This window comes from Agromyces protaetiae (assembly GCF_004135405.1).
GTDB classification, from domain to species: Bacteria; Actinomycetota; Actinomycetes; order Actinomycetales; family Microbacteriaceae; genus Agromyces; species Agromyces protaetiae.
On sequence record NZ_CP035491.1, the window covers coordinates 3,428,488 to 3,450,396 of the forward strand.

Here is a 21,909-nt window from a genome sequence, read left to right on the forward strand (position 1 = left end):
ATTCCCCCTTCCGACTGCTTCACACCCTAGCGGTCAGTCGCGCGACGGCCTCCACATGGTGCGTGTTCGGGAAGAGATCGAACGCGCGCAGCGTCTCGAGGTCGTAGCCGAAGTTGCGGAACGTGCCGAGGTCGCGCGCGAGCGCGACGGGGTCGCACGCGACGTAGACGAGTTGTGCGGGCTTCAGCGCGGCGAGTCGTTCGACGACCTCGCGTCCGGCGCCGGCACGGGGCGGGTCGAGCACGATCGTGGCACGCGCGAGCCGGTCGCGGAGCAACCGGTCGGCGCCGGCGTCGAGGCGTTCGAGCCAGCGGTCGACGCGTCCGGTCTCGGCATGGGCGCCGATCGTGCCCGAGAGGTTCGCGGCGGCGTGGTCGGTCGCGCGTTCGTCGGCCTCCACGCTCGTGATCCGCACGGTCTCGCCGAACCGGTCGATGACGGCGCCTGCGAGGAGGCCGACCCCGCCGTACAGGTCGAGATTGGCTGCGCGCGGGTCGAAGCGGTCGGCGTCGATCGCGTCCTGCACGGCGAGCGCGAGGGTCGCGGCGGCACCGCGATGCACCTGCCAGAAGCCGCCGCGGTCGAGGCGGAACGTGCGGCCGAGAACCTCCTCGTGGATGAGGGGGCTGCGTCGGGGCGCGTCGATCACGAGTTCGGGCGCGCCGCCGGCGGGGGCGACGAGGTCGATCGACTCGGCGCCGGCGAACCGGTCGGACAGGCGCGCGATCGCCTGCAGCTCGGGCGTCGCGAGCGGGAGCGTCTCGACGGGCACGACCGTGTGACTGCGCGATGCGTACGGGCCGACGCGCCCGTCGCGGTCGACGTGGAGCCGAACGCGCGTGCGCCAGCCCGTGCCGGCGTCGGCGTCGACGCCCGGCGCGTGGGCCGGGTCGACGGCCTCGACGACGACGTCGCGCTCGAGCCCCGCGAAGCGGGACAGCGCGTCGGTCAGGACTTCGGCCTTCAGGGCGCGCTGGCGCGACATCCGGATGTGTCCGAACTCGGCGCCGCCCGCGCGGCGCTCGGGCGCGCGATCGACGGATGCCTCGGGCCACGCGTGCGCCCGACGGTCGGCGGATGCCTCGAGCACCTCGACGGTGTCGGCACGCCAGAAGCGGTCCTTCGAGGCATCCGCCACGCGAGCGCGGACGCGCTCGCCCGGGATCGCGTCGGCGACGAAGACGACCCGGCCCTCGTGACGTGCGACCGCGACGCCGCCGTGCGCGATGCGCTCGACGTCGAGTTCGAGCACGGGCCCGTCGGTCGCCGGCGCCTTGGCGGGACGCGAGTCGCGACCGCGCTGCGACGCGGCGCCTTCGCGGGCGGGGCGGGCGGGACGGCGGGCGGGGCGCTGGGCACGAGGCATCCTGAAATCGTCCCACGCGAGCCTGAGCGAACGCGCGGGAACGCGGCAGGATGGTCGCATGCGCCTCTACCTCGCCTCGACGTCGCCGGCCCGTCTGCAACTCCTCCGGCAGGCGGGCATCGAGCCCGTGACGATCTCGCCGGGCGTCGACGAGGAGGCGCTCGTCGAACGCATCGAGGCCGAGCGCGGCCCGCTCGACGCCCCCGAACTCGTGCAGGCCCTCGCGCAGGCGAAGGCCGAAGCGGTGCTCGGGGCGACTCCCGGCGGCGAGCCCATCGACGGGCTCGTGCTCGGCGGCGACTCGGTCTTCGTCGTCGACGGGCGCATCAACGGCAAGCCGCACCGGCCCGAGGTCGCGCGCGAGCGCTGGCTCGCGCAGAGCGGGCGGTCGGGCGAACTGTGGTCGGGGCACTGGCTCGTCGACGCGCGGCAGAGCGCAGCGGCGGATGCCTCGGGGCGCGCCCGCGGGGTCGGCCGACCCGCCGTCGCGACCGTCGAGTTCGCGCGGCTCGACGAGGCCGAGATCGACGCGTACATCGCGACGGGCGAACCGCTCGAGGTCGCGGGCGCCTTCACGGTCGACTCGCTCGGCGGCCCGTTCATCCGTCGCGTCGAGGGCGACCCGTCGACCGTCGTGGGGCTTTCGCTCGCGACCCTCCGCGAGCTCGTGCGCGAGCTCGGCGCGACGTGGACCGACCTGTGGAACCGCCGCTGAGCCCCTGAGCGGTCCACGCGCGACCCGCCGCGTCGATTGTGGGCTTGCCACGAGACATCCACCATCTTTTGTGTGCGGCACCCAAAGTCGTTCTCCCGCCCGTCAATAGGCTTGAGGATCATGCCGCGCATCACCAAAGTCCTCATCGCCAACCGCGGAGAGATCGCCGTCCGGGTCATCCGCGCCGCCCGCGACGCCGGGATCGCCTCCGTCGCCGTCTACGCCGACCAGGACCGCGACGCCCGGCACGTGAAGCTCGCCGACGAGGCGTACGCCCTCGACGGCACGACGAGCGCCGAGACCTACCTCGTCATCGAGAAGCTCCTGTCGGTCGCGCGCCGCTCGGGCGCCGACGCCGTGCACCCGGGCTACGGCTTCCTCGCCGAGAACTCCGACTTCGCGCGCGCGGTCATCGACGCGGGCCTCATCTGGATCGGCCCGTCGCCCGAGGCCATCGAGCGCCTCGGCGACAAGGTGAGCGCGCGCCACGTCGCCGAGAAGGTCGGCGCCCCGCTCGCGCCCGGCACCCTCAACCCCGTCGCGAACGCCTACGAGGTGCTCGACTTCGTCGACGTGCACGGCCTGCCCGTCGCGATCAAGGCCGCCTTCGGCGGCGGCGGCCGCGGTCTCAAGGTCGCCCGCACGCGCGAAGAGGTGCCCGAGCTGTTCGAGTCGGCCACGCGCGAGGCCGTCGCGGCGTTCGGCCGCGGCGAGTGCTTCGTCGAGAAGTACCTCGACAAGCCGCGCCACGTCGAGACCCAGTGCCTCGCCGACCAGCACGGCAACGTCGTCGTCGTGTCGACGCGCGACTGCTCGCTGCAGCGCCGCCACCAGAAGCTCGTCGAAGAGGCGCCCGCGCCGTTCCTCACCGACGAGCAGCGCCGGCTCCTCTACGACGCCTCGAAGGCGATTCTGAAAGAGGTCGGCTACGTCGGCGCGGGCACGTGCGAGTTCCTGATCGGTCAAGACGGAACGGTGTCGTTCCTCGAGGTCAACACGCGCCTCCAGGTCGAGCACCCCGTGTCCGAAGAGGTCACGGGCCTCGACCTCGTGCGCGAGCAGTTCCGCCTCGCCGAGGGCGGCGTGCTCGACTACCCCGACCCCGAGTCGCGCGGCCACTCGATCGAGTTCCGCATCAACGGCGAAGATCCCGGCCGCGGCTTCCTCCCCGCCCCCGGCCCCGTGCACCAACTCCGCCTGCCCGGCGGCCCCGGCGTGCGCATCGACTCGGGCGTCACCTCGGGCGACGTCATCTCGGGCGCGTTCGACTCGCTCCTCGCGAAGCTCATCGTGACGGGCAAAGACCGCCAGGAGGCCCTCGCCCGGTCACGCCGCGCCCTCGCCGAGTTCGAGGTCATCGGCCTGCCGACCGTGCTCCCGTTCCACCGCGACATCGTGCGCAACCCGGCCTTCGCACCCGAGGGCGACGAGCCGTTCTCGGTGTACACGCGCTGGATCGAGACCGAGTATGACAACCGGCTCGAACCCTGGACGGGCGAGCTCGAAGAGGTCCGCGGCCCGGCCGCGCGCGCGAGCGTCGTCGTCGAGGTCGACGGCCGCCGCATCGAGGTCACGCTGCCGAAGAAGCTCGCGGGGGGCGGCGGCGCACCGGGAGCCCGCACGCTCGGCCCCGCCCCGAAGCGCCGCACGGCGTCGCACACGATCGACACCGCCACGGGTGACGCCGTCAAGGCGCCGATGCAGGCCACGATCGTCAAGGTCGCCGTCGCCGAGGGCGACCGCGTCGTCAAGGGCGACCTCGTGCTCGTCCTCGAGGCCATGAAGATGGAGCAGCCCATCACCGCCCACAAAGACGGCGTCGTCGGCTCCGTCAACGCCGAACCCGGCACGACGGTCTCGAGCGGCCACCTGCTGCTCTCGATCGCCGACGCGTAGGCGTCGCCTGAGATTCCGGATGCCCCGGCCGCACGCGTGCGGCCGGGGCATCCGCCTTCGTCAGCGCCTGGAGCGCAGGAGCGTCCGGTAGAGCTCGCGGACCTCGGCCGAGAGCTCGGGATCGGGCCCTGCGACGGGGACACCGGGTGCGACGACGGCGACCGGGAGCGGCGCGACCGGCCCCGGGGCGAGTCCTTCCTCGCGCCGCCACTGCGTGAACTGCTCGGTGCTCGCCGCGTAGACGATGCGTCCGAGCCCGACCCACGCGTGCGCGGCGCTGCACATCGGGCAGTGCTCGCCCGAGGTGTACACGATGCTCGCGCGCCGTTCGTCGGGCGAGAGGTTCGCGACGGCCCATTGCGCGATCGCGAGCTCGGGGTGCGCGGTCGCGTCGCCGGCGCCCTCGCGGTTGCGGTCCTCGAACCGCACGACGCCGGCGGCATCGACGAGGAGCGAGCCGAACGGCTCGTCGCCCGCATCGAGCGCTTCGCGCGCAAGCTCGAGGCATCGCCTGAGGTGCCTCCGGTCGCGGTCGTCGAGCGCGCGGTCGAGGTCGTGGCCCTCGCGGTCGGGCGTCGCGGCCGGCGGGTGCTCCATGCTTCGCGACACTACCTCGGCGACACCGTCCCCGCCGTGCAGGATCTGCCACGGCGCATCCATTGACCGCCGTTGTCTGCGATCGCCACACTGTCAGCATGGAGCGCACGACGTGACCGACGGGGCCGGCCCCGACGCATCCGCCGCCACGGCCGCGAGCGATCCGCCGCGCCTCGCGTTCGACTCGGCGCGCAACCGGGCCGCGCTGGTCGTCGCGGCGGCCGTCACGATCGCCGCCGCCGCCGTCTACCACGTGTTCGTGCAGTTCAGGGTGACGCCCGACTCGGTCATCGTGACGTCGTTCGTCTTCTGGATCGGCTACTCGGTCTCGTACTCGGTGCTCACACACCGAACGTTCACGAAACGCGACGCCGCGACCTTCCGCGCGTGGATCGTCGACACGACGACCGCCCGCCACCGGGAGCGAACGCTCGCCGACGCCGCCGGCGCAGGTCCGACGACGAACGCGCAGTGGGCGATCTTCGCGATCCTCGCCGTCGGGCTCCTCGTGATCGCGCCGGGCCTCCTCGACAGCCCGCTCGCGAACGCGCTCGCCCTCGGCGTCGTCGTGTCCGCCTGGACCGTGACCGTCTACGCGTACGCCGTGCACTACGCGCGGCTCGACGCCGCGGTCTCGAGCATCCAGTTCCCGGGCGACGCGTCGACGCCCGTGTTCATGGACTACTTCTACCTGTCGGGCCAGATCGCGACGACGTTCTCGTCGTCGGACGTGTCGATCGTGACCACCCGCGCGCGCCGCATGGTCACAGGGCAGACGCTCATCGCATTCGCGTTCAGCACGTTCATCATCGCGCTGCTGCTCGCGATCCTGTTCACCTCGAACTGAGCGGATGTCTCGGTGCGGCCGGGTGCATCGAGAGCACCTGGGCGCCGGCGAAGACCCGTGCGACGAACCGCGGGCGTGCATCGTGTCGTCGCCCCCGTTCTGCCAGACTCGGTCCATGTCTCGTGCCGCAGCCCTGAACGCAGCCCTGGCTCTGGCCTTCGGCCTCGCAGGCTGCACCGGCTCGACGCCCGACGACGCGACCGACGGCCGGCAGACGGCCGAACCGACGGCGTCCGTTCGACCGTCGTGGCCCGATCTCCCGCCGGGGGTGCTCGCGACCGGCGAGTTCGAAGGCGGGGCGCACGGCAGCGTGGAATTGTTGAACCGCGGCGACGGCATGCTGACGGTCGAGGTCGAGGACTTCGCGATCGATTTCCCTCACTATTCCGGGATCACCGCGCTTCCGTACGCATCCTTCCCCGACCCCGGATGCGACAGCCGCCAGATCGCCTGGGGTTTGGGGTACGAGCGGGCAGACGTGGTGCCCGAGGTGTACGAGGGAATCGTTCCTCTCAACGCATTCCGCGGCGACCCGAGCCTGATCCGCGAACTCATCATCCGAGACTTCGACTCGCCTGACGGTCTCGACGAGTGCACGGCCGCACCCGCGGCGAAGGCGGTGCTCACGTGGTCGTATCAGCCGCTTCGCTCGGGCCTGCGCGCAGTGGACTCAGGGGTGACTGGCGGCGCACGAGGAGACACCGTCATCGAGGACGCCGAGGTCGTCCGTTATGTCGTGGCCCCCGACGATCTCCTCGTGGAGGTCGCCGCCCGATTCGGGATGACCGCCGACGACGTCCGGTACCTGAACCCCGAGCTCGGGCCGACACTGCGCGCCGGCGAGACGATCTCGATGAACGCGGCCCAGCGCTGATCGCGGTCCTCTGACGGCTGCTGCGAGGCGCCGACGAGCCGGTGGATCCGATCGGGATGTTTCGTCAGTCGACCCTCCGGACGCCGCTACGCGGCGGCAGAGCGGCGGATGCCTCGCGGCGCGAGCTCGAGGAGCGGTGCGACGCCCTCGGCGAACCAGTACGCCTCTTCGAGGTGCGGGTAGCCCGACAGCACGAACTCGGTGAACCCCTGGGCGCGGTAGTCGCGGATGAGGGCGGCGACCTCGTCGAAGCTGCCGACGAGGGCGGTGCCCGCTCCCCCGCGCACGAGTCCGACGCCTGCCCAGAGGCCCGGGACGATCTCGAGCTCGTCGCGCGTGAGGCCGCCCGACACGAGCTCGGCCTGGCGACGCTGACCGACCGACGCCGACGCGAGGAACGACGCGCGCGCCTTGGCGACGACGTCGCGGTCGAGGCCCGCGACGAGCGCGTCGGCCACCCGCCACGCCTCTTCGGACGTCGGGCGCGCGATGACGTGCAGGCGGATGCCGTATCGGAGCGATCGCCCGAACTCCGACGCTCGGGCGCGCACGCGCGCGATCTTCTCGCCCGCCTGCACGGGCGGCTCGCCCCACGTGAGGTAGACGTCGGCGTGCTCGGCGGCGACCTCGATCGCCTCGTCGCTCGAGCCGCCGAGGTAGATCTCGGGCACGGTGTCGAGGCGCTGCAGCTGCGCGCCCTCGACACGGTAGAACTCGCCGTCGTGGTCGACGGGCTCGCCGCTCCAGAGTCTGCGGACGAGCGCGAGATACTCTGCCGCCCGGCGGTAGCGGGCGCTCTTGCCGACGCCGTCGCCGAAGGCGCGCTGTTCGGCGTCGTCGCCGCCGACGACGACGTTGACCCGCAGCCGGTCGCCGCTCACCCGCTGGAAGCTCGCCGCGATCTGCGCCTGCAGCGTCGGCGACACGAGCCCCGGGCGGAACGCCACGAGGTAGTCGAGGTCGCGCGTGTGCTGGCTGAGCGCCGTCGCCGACACCCAGCTCTCTTCGTTGTGACCGCCCGTCGGGATGAGCACGGCGTGGTAGCCCAGGTGGTCGACCGCGCGCGCGATCTGCGAGAGGTAGCCGATGTCGGCGCTGCGGCGCGGGGTCGCCGTCGACTCACCCGTATACGTGATCGCCGAGCCCTGGCTCACATCGGTGCGCGAGTCGCCCGTGAGCGGGATGAACCAGTCGAGGATGATCCCCTCGGGTGCCGCCGTTCGGACGGCTTCGGCGGCTTCGGATGCTTCGGACGCGGACACGTCGCGAGCCTATGCGCGGGGCCGCCCCGCGCAGCGGGATGTTGCCGCACGTGACGCGCCCCGAGGCATCCGCCTGACGCTCCCGCTATCGGTTGTCAGGCACCTCGGGCAGGAAGTCGGCCTCCTGCCCCTGCGCCGTCGGAAGCTCGATCTCGCTGATGCCGCCGCCGAGCCGAGACTTGCGGCGCCCGTAGGAGAAGTAGATGACGAGTCCGATCGCGAGCCACACGACGAACCGCACCCACGTGAGCGTCGTGAGGTTGAGCATGAGCCACACGCACAGCGCCGCCGACAGGATCGGCAGGAACGGCGACCACGGCACCCGGAACCCGCGCTTCAGATCGGGGCGAGTGCGGCGCAGCACGACGACGCCGATCGAGACGAGCACGAACGCCGAGAGCGTGCCGATGTTGATCATCTCTTCGAGGAGGCCGACGTCGGTGAACGCCGCGACGAATGCGACGACCGTGCCGCCGATGATCTGCACGCGCGCGGGCGTCTTCGTGCGTGCCGTCGTCTTCGACAGCCAGCGCGGCAGGAGGCCGTCGCGGCTCAGCGCGAACACGATGCGCGAGAGCCCGAGGAGGATCACCATGATGACGGTCGTGAGGCCCGCGAGGGCGCCGAAGGAGATGACCGCCGACGCCCAGTCCTGGCCCACGAGGCGGAACGCCGTCGCGAGCGACGGCGTGTCTTCCGCCGCGAGGTCGCGGTACGACACCATGCCCGTCATGACGATCGAAACGAGCACGTAGAGCAGCGTCACGATCGCGAGACCGATGAAGATGCCCCGCGGCAGGGTGCGCTGCGGGTTCTTCACCTCTTCGGCGCTCGTCGCGACGACGTCGAAGCCGATGAAGGCGAAGAAGACGAGGGATGCCGCGGCGAGCATGCCGAACACCCCGTACTGCGCGGGCGCGGCACCCGTGAACCATGCGAAGAGCGACTGCGTCCAGACATCCGCCGCCCCGCCCTCGGTCGGAACCGCCTCGGGGATGAACGGCGAGAAGTTCGCCGCCTTCACGAAGAAGAAGCCGACCACGACGACGAAGACGACGATGCCGACCTTGATGAGCGTGAACACCGCTCCGACGCGCGCCGTGAGCTTCGTGCCCGCGACGAGGAGCGCCGTGAACACCGCGACGATGAGGAACGCCGGCCAGCTCACCGTGAGCGAGCCGATCTGGAACGTCGCGGGCAGGTTCCACCCGAACGCGAGGAACGCCTCGGACAAGTAGACGCCCCAGTACTTCGCGAGCACCGCGGCAGCCGTGAAGAGCTCGAGGATGAGGTCCCACCCGATGATCCACGCGAGGAGTTCGCCCATCGTCGCGTACGTGAACGTGTACGCGCTGCCCGCGACCGGCACGGTCGAGGCGAACTCGGCGTAGCACATGATCGCGAGCCCGCACGTGATCGCCGCGAGGATGAACGAGAGGATGACGCTCGGGCCCGCGAAGTTCGCCGCGGCCTGGGCGCCGACCGAGAAGATGCCCGCGCCGACCGCGACCGCGATGCCCATGAGGGCGAGGTCGCCCGTGCCGAGCGAGCGTTTGAGGCTCCGCTCCTCGTCGGAGGCGTCGGCGATCGACGCCTCGACGGACTTCACGCGCAGATTCATGCGTCCCCCCGGACTCTCGCGGACTCCCTGAGGACGACGCTACCGGTTCGGCGCCGCAGTGTCAGTGTCAGCGCACGACGTGCATCGCGCGCGCGGCGTCGGTGAGCGAGCCCGTGAGCGACGGATACACGGGGAACGCCTCGGCGAACTGGTCGACCGTGAGCCGGTGCTCGACCGCGAGCGCGAGCGGGAAGATGAGCTCGGACGCCTTCGGCGCGACGATGACGCCGCCGATGATGGCGCCCGATCCGGCCGACGCGAAGAGCTTCACGAAGCCGTCGCGAATGCCCATCATCTTCGCGCGCGGGTTCGACGAGAGGGGCAGCTTGTAGATCTGGCCGGGCACGACGCCGTCTTCGATCTCTTTCTGCGTCCATCCGACGGTCGCGATCTCGGGCTGGGTGAAGATGTTCGACGTGATGTTGCGGTTCGCGGGCGGGTTCACGACGTCGCCCATCGCGTGGAAGACGGCCGTGCGGCCCTGCATCGACGCGACCGACGCGAGCGGGAGGAAGGTCGTGCAGTCGCCCGCCGCGTAGATGTTCGGCATCGACGTGCGCGCGACGCGGTTGACGCGGATGTGCCCCGACTCGGAGAGCTGCACGCCCGCCGCCTCGAGTCCGATGTCGCTCGTGTTCGGGATCGAGCCGACCGCCATGAGGCAGTGCGAGCCGCGCACCTCACGGCCGTCGGTGAGGGTCGCGACGACCTCTTCGCCGTCGCGCACGACCGACTCGGCGCGCGACTTGTTCAAGACCTTCATGCCGTTGCGCTTGAAGACCTTCTCGATGACGGCCGCGGCGTCTTGATCCTCCCCCGGGAGCACCTGGTCGCGGCTCGAGATGAGCGTCACCTTCGCGCCGAGCGCGCGGTAGGCCGACGCGAACTCGGCGCCCGTGACGCCCGAGCCGACGACGATGAGGTGCTCGGGCACCTGCTTCAAGCGGTAGAGCTGGGTCCACGTGAGGATGCGCTCGCCGTCGGGCACCGCCGAGGGCAGCACGCGCGGCGTCGCGCCGACCGAGATGACGAGCGTGTCGGCCTCGATGCGATCGAAGTCGGTGCCGCCCTTCGCCGTCGAGACGATGATCGCGTTGGGGCCGTCGAGCCGGCCCTCGCCCTGCACGAGGTTCACGCCCGCGTCGATGAGGTTCGTGCGCATGTCGTCGGACTGCTTGGCCGCAAGGCCCAGGAGCCGCTTGTTGACGGCTGCGAGGTTGATCGCGACCTGGGGCTTCACGGCCTTCTCGTCGTCGCCCTTCGCGAAGAACTGCACGCCGAGCTCGGAGGCCTCTTTCACGGCGTTCGACGCCTCGGCGGTCGCGATGAGCGACTTCGACGGGACGACGTCGGTGAGCACGGCCGAGCCGCCGACGCCCGCACGTTCGATGAGGGTGACTTCGGCGCCGAGCTGTGCGGCGGCGAGCGCGGCCTCATACCCGCCGGGGCCTCCTCCGAGGACGGCGATTCTCTGGGTGCGCTCGAACTCGTAGACCATGCTCATATTCTGTCAGTTCCCCCTGGGCGCCCGCGCAGACGAGCAGCCCCCTGCCGAGACATCCGACCCGGCCATAGCATGGGGACATGGACGCGCTGAATCCGCTCGACGATCCCGCTGCCGACCCGTTCGTCGTCGCCCAGGCGGCGGCGGCGCGCATCGCCGAACTCACGGGAGTGGAGCACCACGACGTCGCCCTCACCCTCGGGTCGGGCTGGGGCAAGGCCGCCGACCTCATCGGCGAGACGACGCACACGATCCCGCGACCGAGGTGCCGGGCTTCTCGAAGCCCGCCCTCGAAGGGCACGTCGGAACGCTCCGGTCGGTGCTGCTGCCGAACGGCAAGCGGGCGCTCGTCATCGGCGCGCGCACGCACTACTACGAGGGCCACGGCGTGCGCCGGGTCGTGCACTCGGTGCGCACGGCCGCCGCGACGGGCGCTCACGTCATGATCCTGACGAACGGCGCTGGCGGCATCCGCGAGACGTGGACGCCCGGCACCCCGGTGCTCATCAGCGATCACATCAACCTCACCGCCGACTCGCCGCTCGAGGGCGCGACGTTCATCGACCTCACCGACCTCTACTCGAAGCGCCTCCGCGACCTCGCGCGCGGCATCGACGGCTCGCTCGACGAGGGCGTCTACGTGCAGTTCCGCGGCCCGCACTACGAGACCCCGGCCGAAGTGCAGATGGCGAAGGCCATCGGCGGCCACATCGTCGGCATGTCGACGGCGCTCGAGGCGATCGCGGCCCGCCAGGCCGGCATGGAGATCCTCGGCATGAGCCTCATCACGAACCTCGCCGCCGGCATCCAGCAGACCCCGCTCAGCCACGACGAGGTCATCGAGGCCGGCCGGGCGGCCGAGGCCGTGATCTCGCGGCTCCTCGCCGACATCGTCGCGGCGCTGTAGTCGCGGGGCTGCGACCATCACCACGCTTCCGACCATCGAAGGAGACGACCGGATGTCTCACGCCGACCTTTCCGAGCGCGACACGCAGCGCGTGGCGTTCGCCGAGTCGTGGATCGCGCAAGACCCCGACCCCGAGACGCGCGCAGAGCTCGCCGCGCTCGTCGAAGCCGTTCGCGCAGGCGACGCGGCCGCGGCATCCGACCTCGCCGACCGCTTCGACACACGACTCGCCTTCGGCACGGCGGGCCTTCGCGGCGAGATCGCGGCGGGCCCCAACCGCATGAACCGCGTGCTCGTCGCGCAGGCGGCGGCGGGCCTCGCGGCGTACCTCCTCGAGCACGCCGAGCCCGGCGAGACGCCGTCGGTCGTGATCGGCTACGACGGGCGCAAGAACTCCGACGTCTTCGCGCGCGACTCGGCCGAGCTCATGGCGGGCGCGGGCGTGCGCGCGATCCTGCTCCCCCGCCTCCTGCCGACTCCGGTGCTCGCGTTCGCCGTGCGGCACTTCGACGCGAGCGCGGGCGTCATGGTGACGGCGAGCCACAACCCGCCCAACGACAACGGCTACAAGGTGTACCTCGGCGGCGAGAACGGCGGATCGCAGATCGTCGCGCCCGCCGACGCCGAGATCGCGGCGCACATCCTCGCGGTCGCGGGTGGTGCGACGGTCGACGCGCTGCCGCGCGGAGCCTTCGAGACCGCCGACGAAGAGGTCGTCGACGCGTACGTCGCGGCGACGGCGGCGGTCGCGACGACGGATGTCTCGGGGCGCGTGCAGCCCGCGACCGTGTACACCGCCATGCACGGTGTCGGTTGGGAGACCTTCGCGCGCGTGCTCGATGCCGCGGGGTTCGAGACGCCCGCGATCGTGGACGAGCAGATCGCACCCGACGCGGCGTTCCCGACCGTGTCGTTCCCGAACCCCGAAGAGCCGGGCGCCATGGACCTCTCGTTCGCGCACGCGCGCGCCGCGAACGCCGAACTGATCATCGCGAACGACCCCGACGCCGACCGGCTCGCGATCGCGATCCCCGACGCCTCCGCCGCCGACGGCTACCGGCGCCTGTCGGGCAACGAGGTCGGGCTCGTGTTCGGGTGGCGCGCCGCCGAGCTCGCGGTCGCGGCCGCGGGCGGAGACCTCGCCCCCGAAGGCACGCTCGCGTGCTCGATCGTGTCGTCGCCCGGGCTCGAGGCGATCGCGGACGCGTTCGGGCTCGAGTTCCGCGGCACCCTTACCGGGTTCAAGTGGATCTCGCGCGCGCCCGGCATGATCTTCGGCTTCGAAGAAGCGCTCGGGTACCTCGTGAACCCCGAGACCGTGCGCGACAAAGACGGCATCTCGGCGGCGATCGCGTTCCTCGACCTCGCATCGCGGCTCAAGTACGAGGGGCGGACGGTCGCCGATCACCTCGACGACCTCGTCCTGCGGTTCGGATGCTTCGCCTCCTCCCAGATCTCGATCCGCGTGACCGACCTCTCGCAGATCGGCGCCGTCATGGCGCGCCTTCGCGAAGAGCCGCCCTCCGAGGTCGGCGGCATCGGCGTCGACCGCATCGAAGACCTCGCCGACGGGTTCGGCGACCTCCCGCCCGCCGACGTGCTCCGCATCGTGTTCGACGACGGCAGCCGCGTCATGGTGCGCCCGAGCGGGACCGAGCCGAAGCTCAAGGTCTACCTCGACACGGCCGCGACTGCGGGCACCGTCACCGAGCGGCGCGCCGCCGCGCAGACCGCGCTCGAAGCCCTCGAGGCGGGCATGCGGGCCCTCGTCGTGTAGCTCGCTCGGAGCGCGCCACCCGCCGGTCGAGGACCGAGCGCCAGCGAGCGCCGCGAACGCCGGCCGACGCCGGCGAATCCCGGCGAATGTCGGCGGACGCCGGCCCCGCCGGTCAACGACGTCAGCCGGTCGATCCCGTCGACCGCCCGAAGAGGTTTTTCCCATCGGAATGGCGGCACTTCGGCACCGGCCGTGCTCGGAGCTTCGACGCGAGTGCCCCTCGGATGCAGATCCTTCGCTGCTCCGGCACTTCGGCACCCGCGCGCTGAACGGGAAAGCTGCCCGGAGTTTGGTCGAGGTGTGTCGGGGGTAGGTCTCGCGGGTGTGCGGTGCAGGCTGTCGCGTAGCGGACGCCGGAGGCCGCGGCGTCGGCGAATTCGCGCGGCGAGCGCGGCGCGCGGGCGGTCATGGTCGTGTCGGGCGACATCTTCGACGTGCTGATGAGCGAGCGCAGCGGGGCGACTACCCGAGCGAGCGCTCGAGGTGCCTCGCGATCTCGTCGACATCGAAGTAGTTCGACACCTCGACGATCTCGGCGTATGTGCGGCCGAGCGCTTCGCGCACCTGACCGGCGAGCTCGCTCGAGGTCAGGATGATCTGCGCGTCGCCTGCGGCAGCGGCGATGCCCGCGAGGTCGCTCGCCGACACGTCGGCCTTGAGCCCGAGCCGATCGAGTGCACGCTCGGCGTTGACCTTCAGGATGGCGGACGTGCCGATCCCGACCCCGCACACGGCGACGATCCGCATCAGAGCGCCCCTCCCGTGCTCGCGGTCGCCGACACGCCGAGCACCGCGCGCACCTCGTCTGCCGACGAGGCATCCGCAATCCTCTGCACGGCCTGCGGGTCGTTGAACGCGTTCGCGAGCGCCGCGACCGACGCGACGTGGTCTTCGGCGTTCTCGACCGCGAGGCCGACGACGACCCGGACGGGGTCGTTGTGGGGTGCCCGAAGGCCACAGGCTTGTCGAGCGTCACGACCGCGATGCCGCCCGCGCGCACGTCGGACCCGGGGCGCGCGTGCGCGAGCGCGAGCCCGGGGGCGATCACGACGTACGCGCCGAACTCCTCGATGACGGCGATCATGCGGTCGGCGTACTCGGGCTTCGTCGCGCCCGACCGGCTCAGCGCGCGACCGGCCTCGTGCACCGCGGCACGCCAGTCGGCCGCGTGCGCGCCGAGCACGACGGCGGAGTCGGGAAGCGTCGGAAGGGGCATCGGGGTCCGTTCTGGGGTGCGGGCGGTGCGGTGAACCGGTCGGTGGCGTGCGTCGACGCTCACGCGTCGGGCGACGACTCAGGCCCGGTCGAAGCCGTCCTCGATCTGCTCGGCGAGCTCCTCGCGGTCGTCGAGCGGCAGGAAGGCCGCCGAGGCCGCGTTGAGCTGGAAGGTCAGGAGGTCTTCAAGGTCGTACCCGAACGCATCGGAGAGGAGCGCGAGCTCGCGAGTGAGGCTCGTCGCCGACTGCAGGCGGTTGTCGACGTTGACCGTGACGCGGAAGCCGAGCTGGTACAGCAGGTCGAACGGGTGGTCGACGAGTTCGTCGCCCCACGCCTCGATCGCGCCGGTCTGGAGGTTCGACGACGGGCTCAGCTCGAGGGCGATCTCGCGATCGCGCACCCACTGGGCGACCTGTCCGAGCGAGACGTAGGTGTTCTCGTCGTCTTGGCGCTCGATCGCGAGATCTTCGGCGAGGCGCACGCCATGGCCCAGGCGGAGCGCCCGTCCGTCGACGATCGCTCCCTTGATCGACTCGATGCCGTCGGCCTCGCCCGCGTGCACGGTGACCGGCAGGAACTTGCTCGCGAGGAAGTCGAAGGCGGTGCGGTGCTTGCTCGCCGGGAAGCCCGCCTCGGCGCCCGCGATGTCGAACCCGACCACGCCCCGGTCGCGATGGCGCACCGCGAGCTCGGCGATCTCGAGACCGCGGTCGGCGTGTCGCATGGCCGTGATGAGCTGCCCGGTGCGAATGCGCCCGCCCAGGTGCCGCACGTCGTCGGCGCCCTGCTCGAGCCCTTCTTGCACGGCCTCGACGGCTTCGTCGAGCGAAAGGCCCGCCGTCAGGTGCTGCTCGGGCGCCCACCGGATCTCGCCGTACACGACGCCGTCGGCGCCGAGATCTTGCACGAACTCGCGTGCGACGCGCGTGAGTCCCTCGCGGGTCTGCATGACGGCCGTGGTGAGGTCGAACGTCTTCAGGTACTCGACGAGCGAGCCGGAGTTGGACTGGGTCTCGAACCAGTCGCCGAGCGCCTCGGCGTCGGACGACGGCACGGCGAGGCCGAGAGCGTCACCCAGTTCGATGATCGTCTGCGGGCGCAGGCCCCCGTCGAGGTGGTCGTGCAGCGACACCTTGGGCAACGCCCGGATGTCGGTGCCGTCGCCCTCGAGCCGGTACTCCGTCGAATTCGTCTCCACGTCTCGATGCTACCGGCGGGCCCGGCGCGAAGTCTCGGCGAATTCCGAGCAGCGGGACGGGCGGGACATCCGCTACCGCCCGATCCGCTCGGCGATGAGCGGGCCGCCGTCTTCGATCGCGTCACCGGGATCGCCGATGCGCCAGGCGCCCTCCACCGACTCGAGCGCGCGCGCGAAGCGCGCTGGGTCGTCGGCGAAGAGCGTGAAGAGCGGCTGCCCCGCCCGCACGGCGTCGCCCGGCTTCGCGTGCAGGTCGATGCCCGCGGCGTGGTGCACGGGGTCCTCCTTGCGGGCACGGCCCGCTCCGAGTCGCCACGCGGCGATGCCGAACGGCAGGGCCTCTTGCGCCACGAGCACGCCGTCGCGGTCAGCCGTGACGACGTGCGACTCCTTCGCGACGGGGAGCGCCGCGTCGGGGTCTCCGCCCTGGGCGCGGATCGTCGCACGCCAGACATCCATCGCCCGTCCGTCGTCGAGCGCGGCCTCGACGTCCGCGTCGGGCTTGCCCGCGAGCGCGAGCATCTCGCGCGCGAGCGCGAGGGTGAGCGCACGGACATCGGACGGCCCGCCGCCCGCGAGGACCTCGACCGACTCGCGCACCTCGTTGGCGTTGCCGATCGTGAGCCCGAGGGGCACGTTCATGTTCGTGAGCAGCGCACTCGTCGCGACCCCGGCGTCTTCGCCGAGCTCGACCATCGTGCGCGCGAGCTCGCGCGACCGGTCGACGTCGGTGAGGAACGCGCCCGACCCGAACTTCACGTCGAGCACGAGCGCGCCCGTGCCCTCGGCGATCTTCTTCGACATGATCGACGACGCGATGAGCGGGATCGCCTCGACGGTGCCCGTGATGTCGCGGAGCGCGTAGAGCTTCTTGTCGGCCGGAGCGAGCCCGGCGCCGGCGGCGCAGATGACGCCGCCCTGGTCGCGCAGCTGCGCGAACATCTCTTCATTGGTGAGGTTCGCGCGCCAGCCAGGGATCGACTCGAGCTTGTCGAGCGTGCCGCCCGTGTGCCCGAGCCCGCGCCCCGAGAGCTGGGGCACCGCGACCCCGAACGCCGCGACGAGCGGCATGAGGGGGAGCGTGATCTTGTCGCCGACGCCGCCCGTCGAGTGCTTGTCGGAGGTCGGCTTGCCGAGCCCCGAGAAGTCCATCCTTTCGCCCGACGCGATCATCGCCATCGTCAGGTCGCGGATCTCGCGACGGCTCATGCCGCGCAGGAAGATCGCCATCGTCATGGCCGACATCTGCTCGTCCGCGACGTACGCGCGCGTGTACGCGTCGACGAGCCAGCCGATCTCGGGCGTCGAGAGCTCTCGCCCGTCGCGCTTGGCACGGATGAGGTCGACGGCGTCGAAGGCCTCCACTTGGCTCATGCGAGTTCATCCCCTGCGTAGGCGGCGAGCTGCCGCGGACCGAACGCGTCGGGCAGCACCTCGTCGATGGTCTTGAATCCCGAGACGGTGTCGAGCACCATACCCTCGGCCGAGTGCTCGTAGAGCAACTGCCGGCAGCGGCCGCAGGGCATGAGCGTCGCCCCGTGCCCGTCGACGCACGTGAATGCGACGAGCCGGCCGCCGCCCGACATGACGAGCGCCGACACGAGCGAGCATTCAGCGCACAGCGTCACGCCGTAGGACGCGTTCTCGATGTTGCAGCCGCTCACGATCCGGCCGTCGTCGACGATCGCCGCCGCCCCCACGGGGAACTCGCTGTACGGCGCGTACGCCTTCGCCATCGCTTCGCGCGCGATGTCGCGCAGATGCGGCCAGTCGATCGTCTGGTCGGTCATGGTGCCCCCTTCGAGACGGACGATTCGGATGCTTCGATGGATGGTTCGGATGCCCCGCCCGCCCGCTCCGCGGCGCGCGCCCCGAGGCATCCGCCCCTATGCCTTGATGTACGGCTTGCCCGCTGCCGCCGGGCCGCGCACCTTCCCGACGAGACCCGCCACGGCGAAGATCGTGATGACGTACGGCAGGCTCAGGAGGAACTCGCTCGGCACCGCCGAGCCGATGACGCCGAGGGTGTTCTGCAGGTTCGACGCGAAGCCGAACAGGAGCGCCGCGAGCGTCGCCTTGATGGGGTCCCATTGGCCGAAGATGACCGCCGCGAGGGCGATGAAGCCCGCGCCCGCCGTCATCTCGCGGTTGAACGCGCCGACCGACCCGAGCGTGAAGAACGCGCCGCCGAGGCCCGCGATCGCGCCGCCGAGCGACACGTTCCAGAAGCGCGTGCGCGCGACGTTGATGCCGACCGTGTCGGCGGCCTGCGGGTGCTCGCCCACCGAGCGGAGGCGGAGGCCCCACTTGGTGTGGAAGAGGCCGAAGTAGACGAGGGCGACGGCGATATAGGCGAGATAGACGATGATCGTCTGCCGGAAGAACGTCGGGCCGATGATGGGGATGTCGGCGAGGAACGGGATCGGGAGCGGTGGGAACCGCGGCGGCGAGTTGAGCGTCGCCGCGTTCGAGGACAGCAACTGCGAGAAGAAGAAGTTCGTCAGGCCGAGGACGAGCACGTTGAGGACGACGCCGACGATGACCTGGTCGACGAAGTACTTGATCGCGAACGCCGCGAGCACGAACGACACGAGCACGCCCGCGACGGACGCGCCGACGGTGCCCGCGATGAGGCCGATCCACGGCTGACCCGTCGAGGCCGTCACCGTCGTCGCGATGACCGCCGACGTGAACGCGCCCGCGAGCATCTGGCCCTCGATCGCGATGTTGACGACGCCGACGCGCTCGGAGAGCACGCCGCACAGCGAACCGAAGATGAGGGGCACCGAGAGGCTCAGGGCGCCCGCGAAGAGACCCGCGATCGGGATCGTGTGGATCGACGCACCCGCAGCCGCCCACGTCAGGAATCCGATCAGGAAGACGACGGCGAACACCGCCGTGATCCAGATCGGCACCTTGCGCTTGGCGCGCACGAGGAAGACGCTCACGAGCGTGATCGCGGCGAGGAGGATCGTCGTGATCCACCCCGTGATGATCCCGTCGAGGTGGATCTCGGGAAGCTGGAGGGCGTCGCCGGGTGCCGAGACGCGGAAGATCGCCTCCCCCGCGTTGCCGATGACGATGAAGAGCTCGATCGCGAGCAGCGTGACGACGCCGAACACGATCGGCACCTTCCAGCTGACGACGGCGGTCTTGTCGAGCGACGCCGCGACGGGAGCGTGCGCGTTCTGGGGCTCGGTCACGGTGCTCACTTCGCCGCCACCTCCTTCGTGACGTTCTGCTTGGTTTTCTTGGGGGCGGATCCCGGAGCCGGGAGCCGGAAGATCGCGCGGACGAGCGGCGGCGCGGCGATGAAGAGGACGATGAGCGACTGCACGACGAGCACGATGTCGATCGGCACGCCCTGCGCGGCCTGCATCGAGAAGCCGCCGGCCTTGAACGCGCCGAACAGGATGCCCGCCGCGAGCACGCCCCACGGTGTCGAGCGCCCGAGGAGGGCGACCGTGATGGCGTCGAAGCCGATGCCCGCGTCGATGCCGCTCGAGAAGCCCGTGCGGGCGTCGCCGAGCACCTGACTCACGCCCGCGAGCGCGATGAGCGCGCCCGAGATGAGCATCGCGTAGACGTACATCGACTTGACGTTGATGCCCGCGACGCGTGCGGCGTTGGGGTTCTCGCCGACCGCGCGGAACTGGAAGCCGAGCGAGGAGCGCGAGAGGATCCACCACACGAGCACGACCGAGAGGATCGCGAAGACGAATCCGAGGTGGAGGTTGAACGACGGGTTCAGCCACGCGAGGATTCGCGGGAACTGCGCCGTCTCTTCGATCGCGGGCGTCCGCGGGTTGTTCGAGCCGGGCGCCTGCAGCAGGCCCGGAGTGCGGAGCATCCAGGTCACGAGATAGAACGCGACGTAGTTCAGCATGATCGTGACGATGACCTCGTGCGCCCCCGTGCGCGCCTTGAGGAAGCCCGCGATGCCGGCCCATAGCGACCCCGCGACGAGACCGGCGAGAAGGGCGACGATCAGGTGGACGCCCCACGGCAGGTCGAGCGCGAAGCCCACCCAGCCGGCCGCCGCGGCGGCCATGAGCATCTGCCCGCGACCGCCGATGTTGAACATGCCGACGCGGAACGCGAGCGCGACGCCGAGACCGGCCGCGATGAGCGGTGTCGCGAACCGCAGCGTCTCGGTGAGCGGGCGGAGCGCGGTGATGAAGTCGTCTTGGAGGTAGTTGTAGATCGCGCCGCGGAAGAACGCCGCGTAGGCGCCCGACACGGCGTCCCAGATCGCGACGAGCATGTCGCCCGGCCGAGCGAAGAACCACGCGGATGTCTCCTGCACGCGCGGATTCGTGAACGCGATCATGATCGCGCCGACGAGGAGCGCGAGCACGACGGCGAGCACCGAGATGATGGCGTTGCCCGTCGCGATCTCGCGGAGCGCCCGACCCCAGCGCGATTCGGGCTCGGGGCCGGCGGGAGCCGGACGGGCTCGTCGGGCGGGACCTCGGTGCCCGTCTCGATCGCGACGTCGGGATCGTTCTGCGGGGTGCTCATGCCCTGCGGGGTGCTCATGCCGCGGCTCCTTCGGTCGGGGCTTCGCCGGCCATCATGAGGCCGAGGGTGTCGCGAGAGGTGTCGCCGGGCACGATACCGATGACCTTGCCGCGGTACATGACCATGATCCGGTCGGCGAGGGCGGTGACCTCGTCGAGCTCGGTCGAGACGACGACGACGGGCACTCCGGCGTCGCGCGTCTCGACAATGCGCTTGTGGATGAACTCGATCGACCCGACGTCGACGCCGCGCGTCGGCTGCGCCGCGACGAGGAGCCGCAGGTCGCGGCTGAGCTCTCGCGCGAGGACGACCTTCTGCTGGTTGCCTCCCGAGAGCCGGCCCACCTTCGTCTCGATCGAGGGCGTCCGCACGTCGAACTCGGCGACCTTCTCTTTCGCGAACGCATCGAGGGCACCCAACTGGAGGTTGCCGGCCTTCACGAACGGCTCGCCGTCGGAGCGATCGAGCATGAGGTTCTCGGCGATCGTCATCTCGGCGACCAGCCCGTCTTCTTTGCGGTCTTCAGGCACGAACCCGACGCCAGCGTTGAGGATCTTGCGGACGCTGCCGCCCGTGAGCTCGACGCCGTCGAGGGTGATCGAGCCCTGGACGCGCTGCTGGAGTCCGACGAGCGCCTCGGTGAGCTCGGTCTGCCCGTTGCCCTGGACGCCCGCGACGGCGAGGATCTCGCCCTGACGCACCTCGAACGAGACGTCGTTGACGACGAGCTGCCCGATGGGGTCGACCACGGTGAGCCCCTTCACGACGAGCGCCGGTTCGCCGAGCTTCGCCGGCTCCTTCTGCACCGTGAGCTCGACCGCGCGGCCGACCATGAGCGAGGCGAGCTCGGCGTTCGACGCCGTCGGCGACGCCTCGCCGACGACCTTGCCGAGCCGGATGACGGTGATGCGGTCGGCGACCTCGCGCACTTCGCGCAGCTTGTGGGTGATGAAGACGATCGACGTGCCCGACTCCTTGAGCTGGCGCATGATCGCCATGAGCTCGTCGGTCTCTTTGGGCGTGAGGACGGCGGTCGGCTCGTCGAACACGAGCACCCGGGCGTCGCGGCTCAGCGCCTTGATGATCTCGACGCGCTGCTGCACGCCGACGGGGAGGTCGTCGACGAGCGCATCGGGGTCGACGTCGAACCCGAACCGGTCGCTGATCTCGCGAACCTTCGCGCGCGCCGCCGCCAGGTCGAGCCGCCCGAGGCCCTTGGTCTGCTCGTGGCCGAGCATGACGTTCTCGGCGACCGTGAAGACGGGGATGAGCATGAAGTGCTGGTGCACCATGCCGACGCCGGCACGCATCGCGTCGCCCGGACCGGCGAAGTGCTGCACCTCGTCGTCGAGCAGGATCTCGCCCGCATCTGCCTGGTAGAGGCCGTAGAGCACGTTCATGAGCGTCGACTTGCCCGCCCCGTTCTCACCCAGCAGACAGTGGATCTCCCCGGCCTCCACGGTGAGGTCGATGTGGTCGTTGGCGACCAGAGAACCGAACGTCTTCGTGATACCCCGAAGCTCGAGTTTCATGTGACCGATCCTAGTGACGGGCCTGCGAATGCAGCAGATGCTGCGCGAATGTCGGAGGCCGATTTCGACGAGTG

The 21,909-nt window shown here is 70.9% G+C and carries 17 protein-coding genes and 2 pseudogenes; 6 read left to right on the top strand and 13 right to left on the bottom strand.

All coding sequences use genetic code 11. The annotated features are described in order from the left end of the window. Window positions 1–19 precede the first annotated feature (19 nt). Window positions 20–1,366: a class I SAM-dependent RNA methyltransferase gene (locus ET445_RS15965; RefSeq protein ID WP_129192151.1), complete on the bottom strand. Its 1,347-nt coding sequence runs from the start codon at window positions 1,364–1,366 to the stop codon at window positions 20–22. A gap of 58 nt (window positions 1,367–1,424) precedes the next feature. On the opposite strand from ET445_RS15965, the gene ET445_RS15970 reads away from it, so the two are divergent. Beyond that, complete coding sequence (locus tag ET445_RS15970; protein WP_129192152.1) at window positions 1,425–2,081, top strand: Maf family protein; 657 nt, start codon at window positions 1,425–1,427, stop codon at window positions 2,079–2,081. 120 nt (window positions 2,082–2,201) lie between these two features. Further along, the gene (locus ET445_RS15975) at window positions 2,202–3,977 is read left to right on the top strand and encodes an acetyl/propionyl/methylcrotonyl-CoA carboxylase subunit alpha (RefSeq protein WP_129192153.1); all 1,776 of its coding nucleotides are present in this window, start codon (window positions 2,202–2,204) and stop codon (window positions 3,975–3,977) included. Window positions 3,978–4,037: 60 nt separating this feature from the next. Here ET445_RS15975 and ET445_RS15980 read toward each other — a convergent pair whose 3' ends face one another. After that, the gene (locus tag ET445_RS15980; RefSeq protein WP_129192154.1) at window positions 4,038–4,574 is read right to left on the bottom strand and encodes a nucleoside deaminase; all 537 of its coding nucleotides are present in this window, start codon (window positions 4,572–4,574) and stop codon (window positions 4,038–4,040) included. A gap of 112 nt (window positions 4,575–4,686) precedes the next feature. On the opposite strand from ET445_RS15980, the gene ET445_RS15985 reads away from it, so the two are divergent. Together ET445_RS15985 and ET445_RS15990 are read left to right on the top strand one after the other, a co-directional pair. Continuing rightward, window positions 4,687–5,421, top strand: a complete 735-nt coding sequence (locus ET445_RS15985) for a DUF1345 domain-containing protein (RefSeq protein WP_165314431.1) — start codon at window positions 4,687–4,689, stop codon at window positions 5,419–5,421. 115 nt (window positions 5,422–5,536) lie between these two features. Next, the gene (locus tag ET445_RS15990) at window positions 5,537–6,295 is read left to right on the top strand and encodes a LysM peptidoglycan-binding domain-containing protein (protein ID WP_129192156.1); all 759 of its coding nucleotides are present in this window, start codon (window positions 5,537–5,539) and stop codon (window positions 6,293–6,295) included. 86 nt (window positions 6,296–6,381) lie between these two features. On the opposite strand, the gene ET445_RS15995 is transcribed toward ET445_RS15990, so the two are convergent. From ET445_RS15995 to ET445_RS16005, 3 genes are all read right to left on the bottom strand, one after another. Next, the gene (locus ET445_RS15995; RefSeq protein ID WP_243695237.1) at window positions 6,382–7,557 is read right to left on the bottom strand and encodes an LLM class flavin-dependent oxidoreductase; all 1,176 of its coding nucleotides are present in this window, start codon (window positions 7,555–7,557) and stop codon (window positions 6,382–6,384) included. A gap of 85 nt (window positions 7,558–7,642) precedes the next feature. After that, window positions 7,643–9,178: an APC family permease gene (locus tag ET445_RS16000; protein WP_129192157.1), complete on the bottom strand. Its 1,536-nt coding sequence runs from the start codon at window positions 9,176–9,178 to the stop codon at window positions 7,643–7,645. Between the two features lie 67 nt (window positions 9,179–9,245). After that, complete coding sequence (locus tag ET445_RS16005) at window positions 9,246–10,676, bottom strand: NAD(P)H-quinone dehydrogenase (RefSeq protein ID WP_129192158.1); 1,431 nt, start codon at window positions 10,674–10,676, stop codon at window positions 9,246–9,248. A gap of 86 nt (window positions 10,677–10,762) precedes the next feature. Here ET445_RS16005 and ET445_RS16010 point away from each other — a divergent pair. Beyond that, window positions 10,763–11,589 (top strand): annotated as a pseudogene (locus ET445_RS16010) (purine-nucleoside phosphorylase). A 52-nt stretch (window positions 11,590–11,641) separates the two neighbouring features. After that, window positions 11,642–13,366 carry a phospho-sugar mutase gene (locus ET445_RS16015; RefSeq protein WP_129192159.1) on the top strand — a complete coding sequence of 575 codons (1,725 nt, stop codon included), beginning with the start codon at window positions 11,642–11,644 and terminating at the stop codon, window positions 13,364–13,366. Window positions 13,367–13,828: 462 nt separating this feature from the next. On the opposite strand, the gene ET445_RS16020 is transcribed toward ET445_RS16015, so the two are convergent. The 8 genes and pseudogenes from ET445_RS16020 to ET445_RS16055 form a co-directional block, all read right to left on the bottom strand. Further along, window positions 13,829–14,113, bottom strand: coding sequence for a PTS sugar transporter subunit IIB (locus ET445_RS16020; RefSeq protein WP_129192160.1), 285 nt, complete (start codon window positions 14,111–14,113; stop codon window positions 13,829–13,831). 259 nt (window positions 14,114–14,372) lie between these two features. Beyond that, window positions 14,373–14,582: pseudogene (locus ET445_RS18700) on the bottom strand (PTS sugar transporter subunit IIA); the annotation flags it as partial. A gap of 78 nt (window positions 14,583–14,660) precedes the next feature. Further along, window positions 14,661–15,782, bottom strand: coding sequence for an adenosine deaminase (locus ET445_RS16030; protein ID WP_129192161.1), 1,122 nt, complete (start codon window positions 15,780–15,782; stop codon window positions 14,661–14,663). A gap of 72 nt (window positions 15,783–15,854) precedes the next feature. Next, the gene (locus tag ET445_RS16035; RefSeq protein ID WP_129192162.1) at window positions 15,855–17,156 is read right to left on the bottom strand and encodes a thymidine phosphorylase; all 1,302 of its coding nucleotides are present in this window, start codon (window positions 17,154–17,156) and stop codon (window positions 15,855–15,857) included. After that, window positions 17,153–17,572, bottom strand: coding sequence for a cytidine deaminase (locus ET445_RS16040; protein ID WP_129192163.1), 420 nt, complete (start codon window positions 17,570–17,572; stop codon window positions 17,153–17,155). The genes ET445_RS16035 and ET445_RS16040 overlap by 4 nt, the downstream gene beginning before the upstream one ends. Window positions 17,573–17,668: 96 nt before the next feature. Continuing rightward, the gene (locus ET445_RS16045) at window positions 17,669–18,994 is read right to left on the bottom strand and encodes an ABC transporter permease (RefSeq protein WP_424922857.1); all 1,326 of its coding nucleotides are present in this window, start codon (window positions 18,992–18,994) and stop codon (window positions 17,669–17,671) included. Then, window positions 18,991–20,151, bottom strand: a complete 1,161-nt coding sequence (locus ET445_RS16050) for an ABC transporter permease (RefSeq protein WP_424922858.1) — start codon at window positions 20,149–20,151, stop codon at window positions 18,991–18,993. The genes ET445_RS16045 and ET445_RS16050 overlap by 4 nt, the downstream gene beginning before the upstream one ends. 166 nt (window positions 20,152–20,317) lie before the next feature. Continuing rightward, entirely contained in the window at window positions 20,318–21,835 is a 1,518-nt protein-coding gene (locus ET445_RS16055; RefSeq protein WP_129192164.1) for an ABC transporter ATP-binding protein, read from the bottom strand. Window positions 21,836–21,909 lie beyond the last annotated feature (74 nt).

Coding starts and splice junctions, on each gene's coding strand:
- ET445_RS16040 (WP_129192163.1), bottom strand. CDS start 17,572: ATGACCGACCAGACGATCGACTGGCCGCATCTGCGCGACATCGCGCGC.
- ET445_RS16055 (WP_129192164.1), bottom strand. CDS start 21,835: ATGAAACTCGAGCTTCGGGGTATCACGAAGACGTTCGGTTCTCTGGTC.
- ET445_RS16000 (WP_129192157.1), bottom strand. CDS start 9,178: ATGAATCTGCGCGTGAAGTCCGTCGAGGCGTCGATCGCCGACGCCTCC.
- ET445_RS15975 (WP_129192153.1), top strand. CDS start 2,202: ATGCCGCGCATCACCAAAGTCCTCATCGCCAACCGCGGAGAGATCGCC.
- ET445_RS16005 (WP_129192158.1), bottom strand. CDS start 10,676: ATGGTCTACGAGTTCGAGCGCACCCAGAGAATCGCCGTCCTCGGAGGA.
- ET445_RS15965 (WP_129192151.1), bottom strand. CDS start 1,366: ATGCCTCGTGCCCAGCGCCCCGCCCGCCGTCCCGCCCGCCCCGCCCGC.
- ET445_RS16015 (WP_129192159.1), top strand. CDS start 11,642: ATGTCTCACGCCGACCTTTCCGAGCGCGACACGCAGCGCGTGGCGTTC.
- ET445_RS15980 (WP_129192154.1), bottom strand. CDS start 4,574: ATGGAGCACCCGCCGGCCGCGACGCCCGACCGCGAGGGCCACGACCTC.
- ET445_RS15990 (WP_129192156.1), top strand. CDS start 5,537: ATGTCTCGTGCCGCAGCCCTGAACGCAGCCCTGGCTCTGGCCTTCGGC.
- ET445_RS16035 (WP_129192162.1), bottom strand. CDS start 17,156: ATGAGCCAAGTGGAGGCCTTCGACGCCGTCGACCTCATCCGTGCCAAG.
- ET445_RS15970 (WP_129192152.1), top strand. CDS start 1,425: ATGCGCCTCTACCTCGCCTCGACGTCGCCGGCCCGTCTGCAACTCCTC.
- ET445_RS16020 (WP_129192160.1), bottom strand. CDS start 14,113: ATGCGGATCGTCGCCGTGTGCGGGGTCGGGATCGGCACGTCCGCCATC.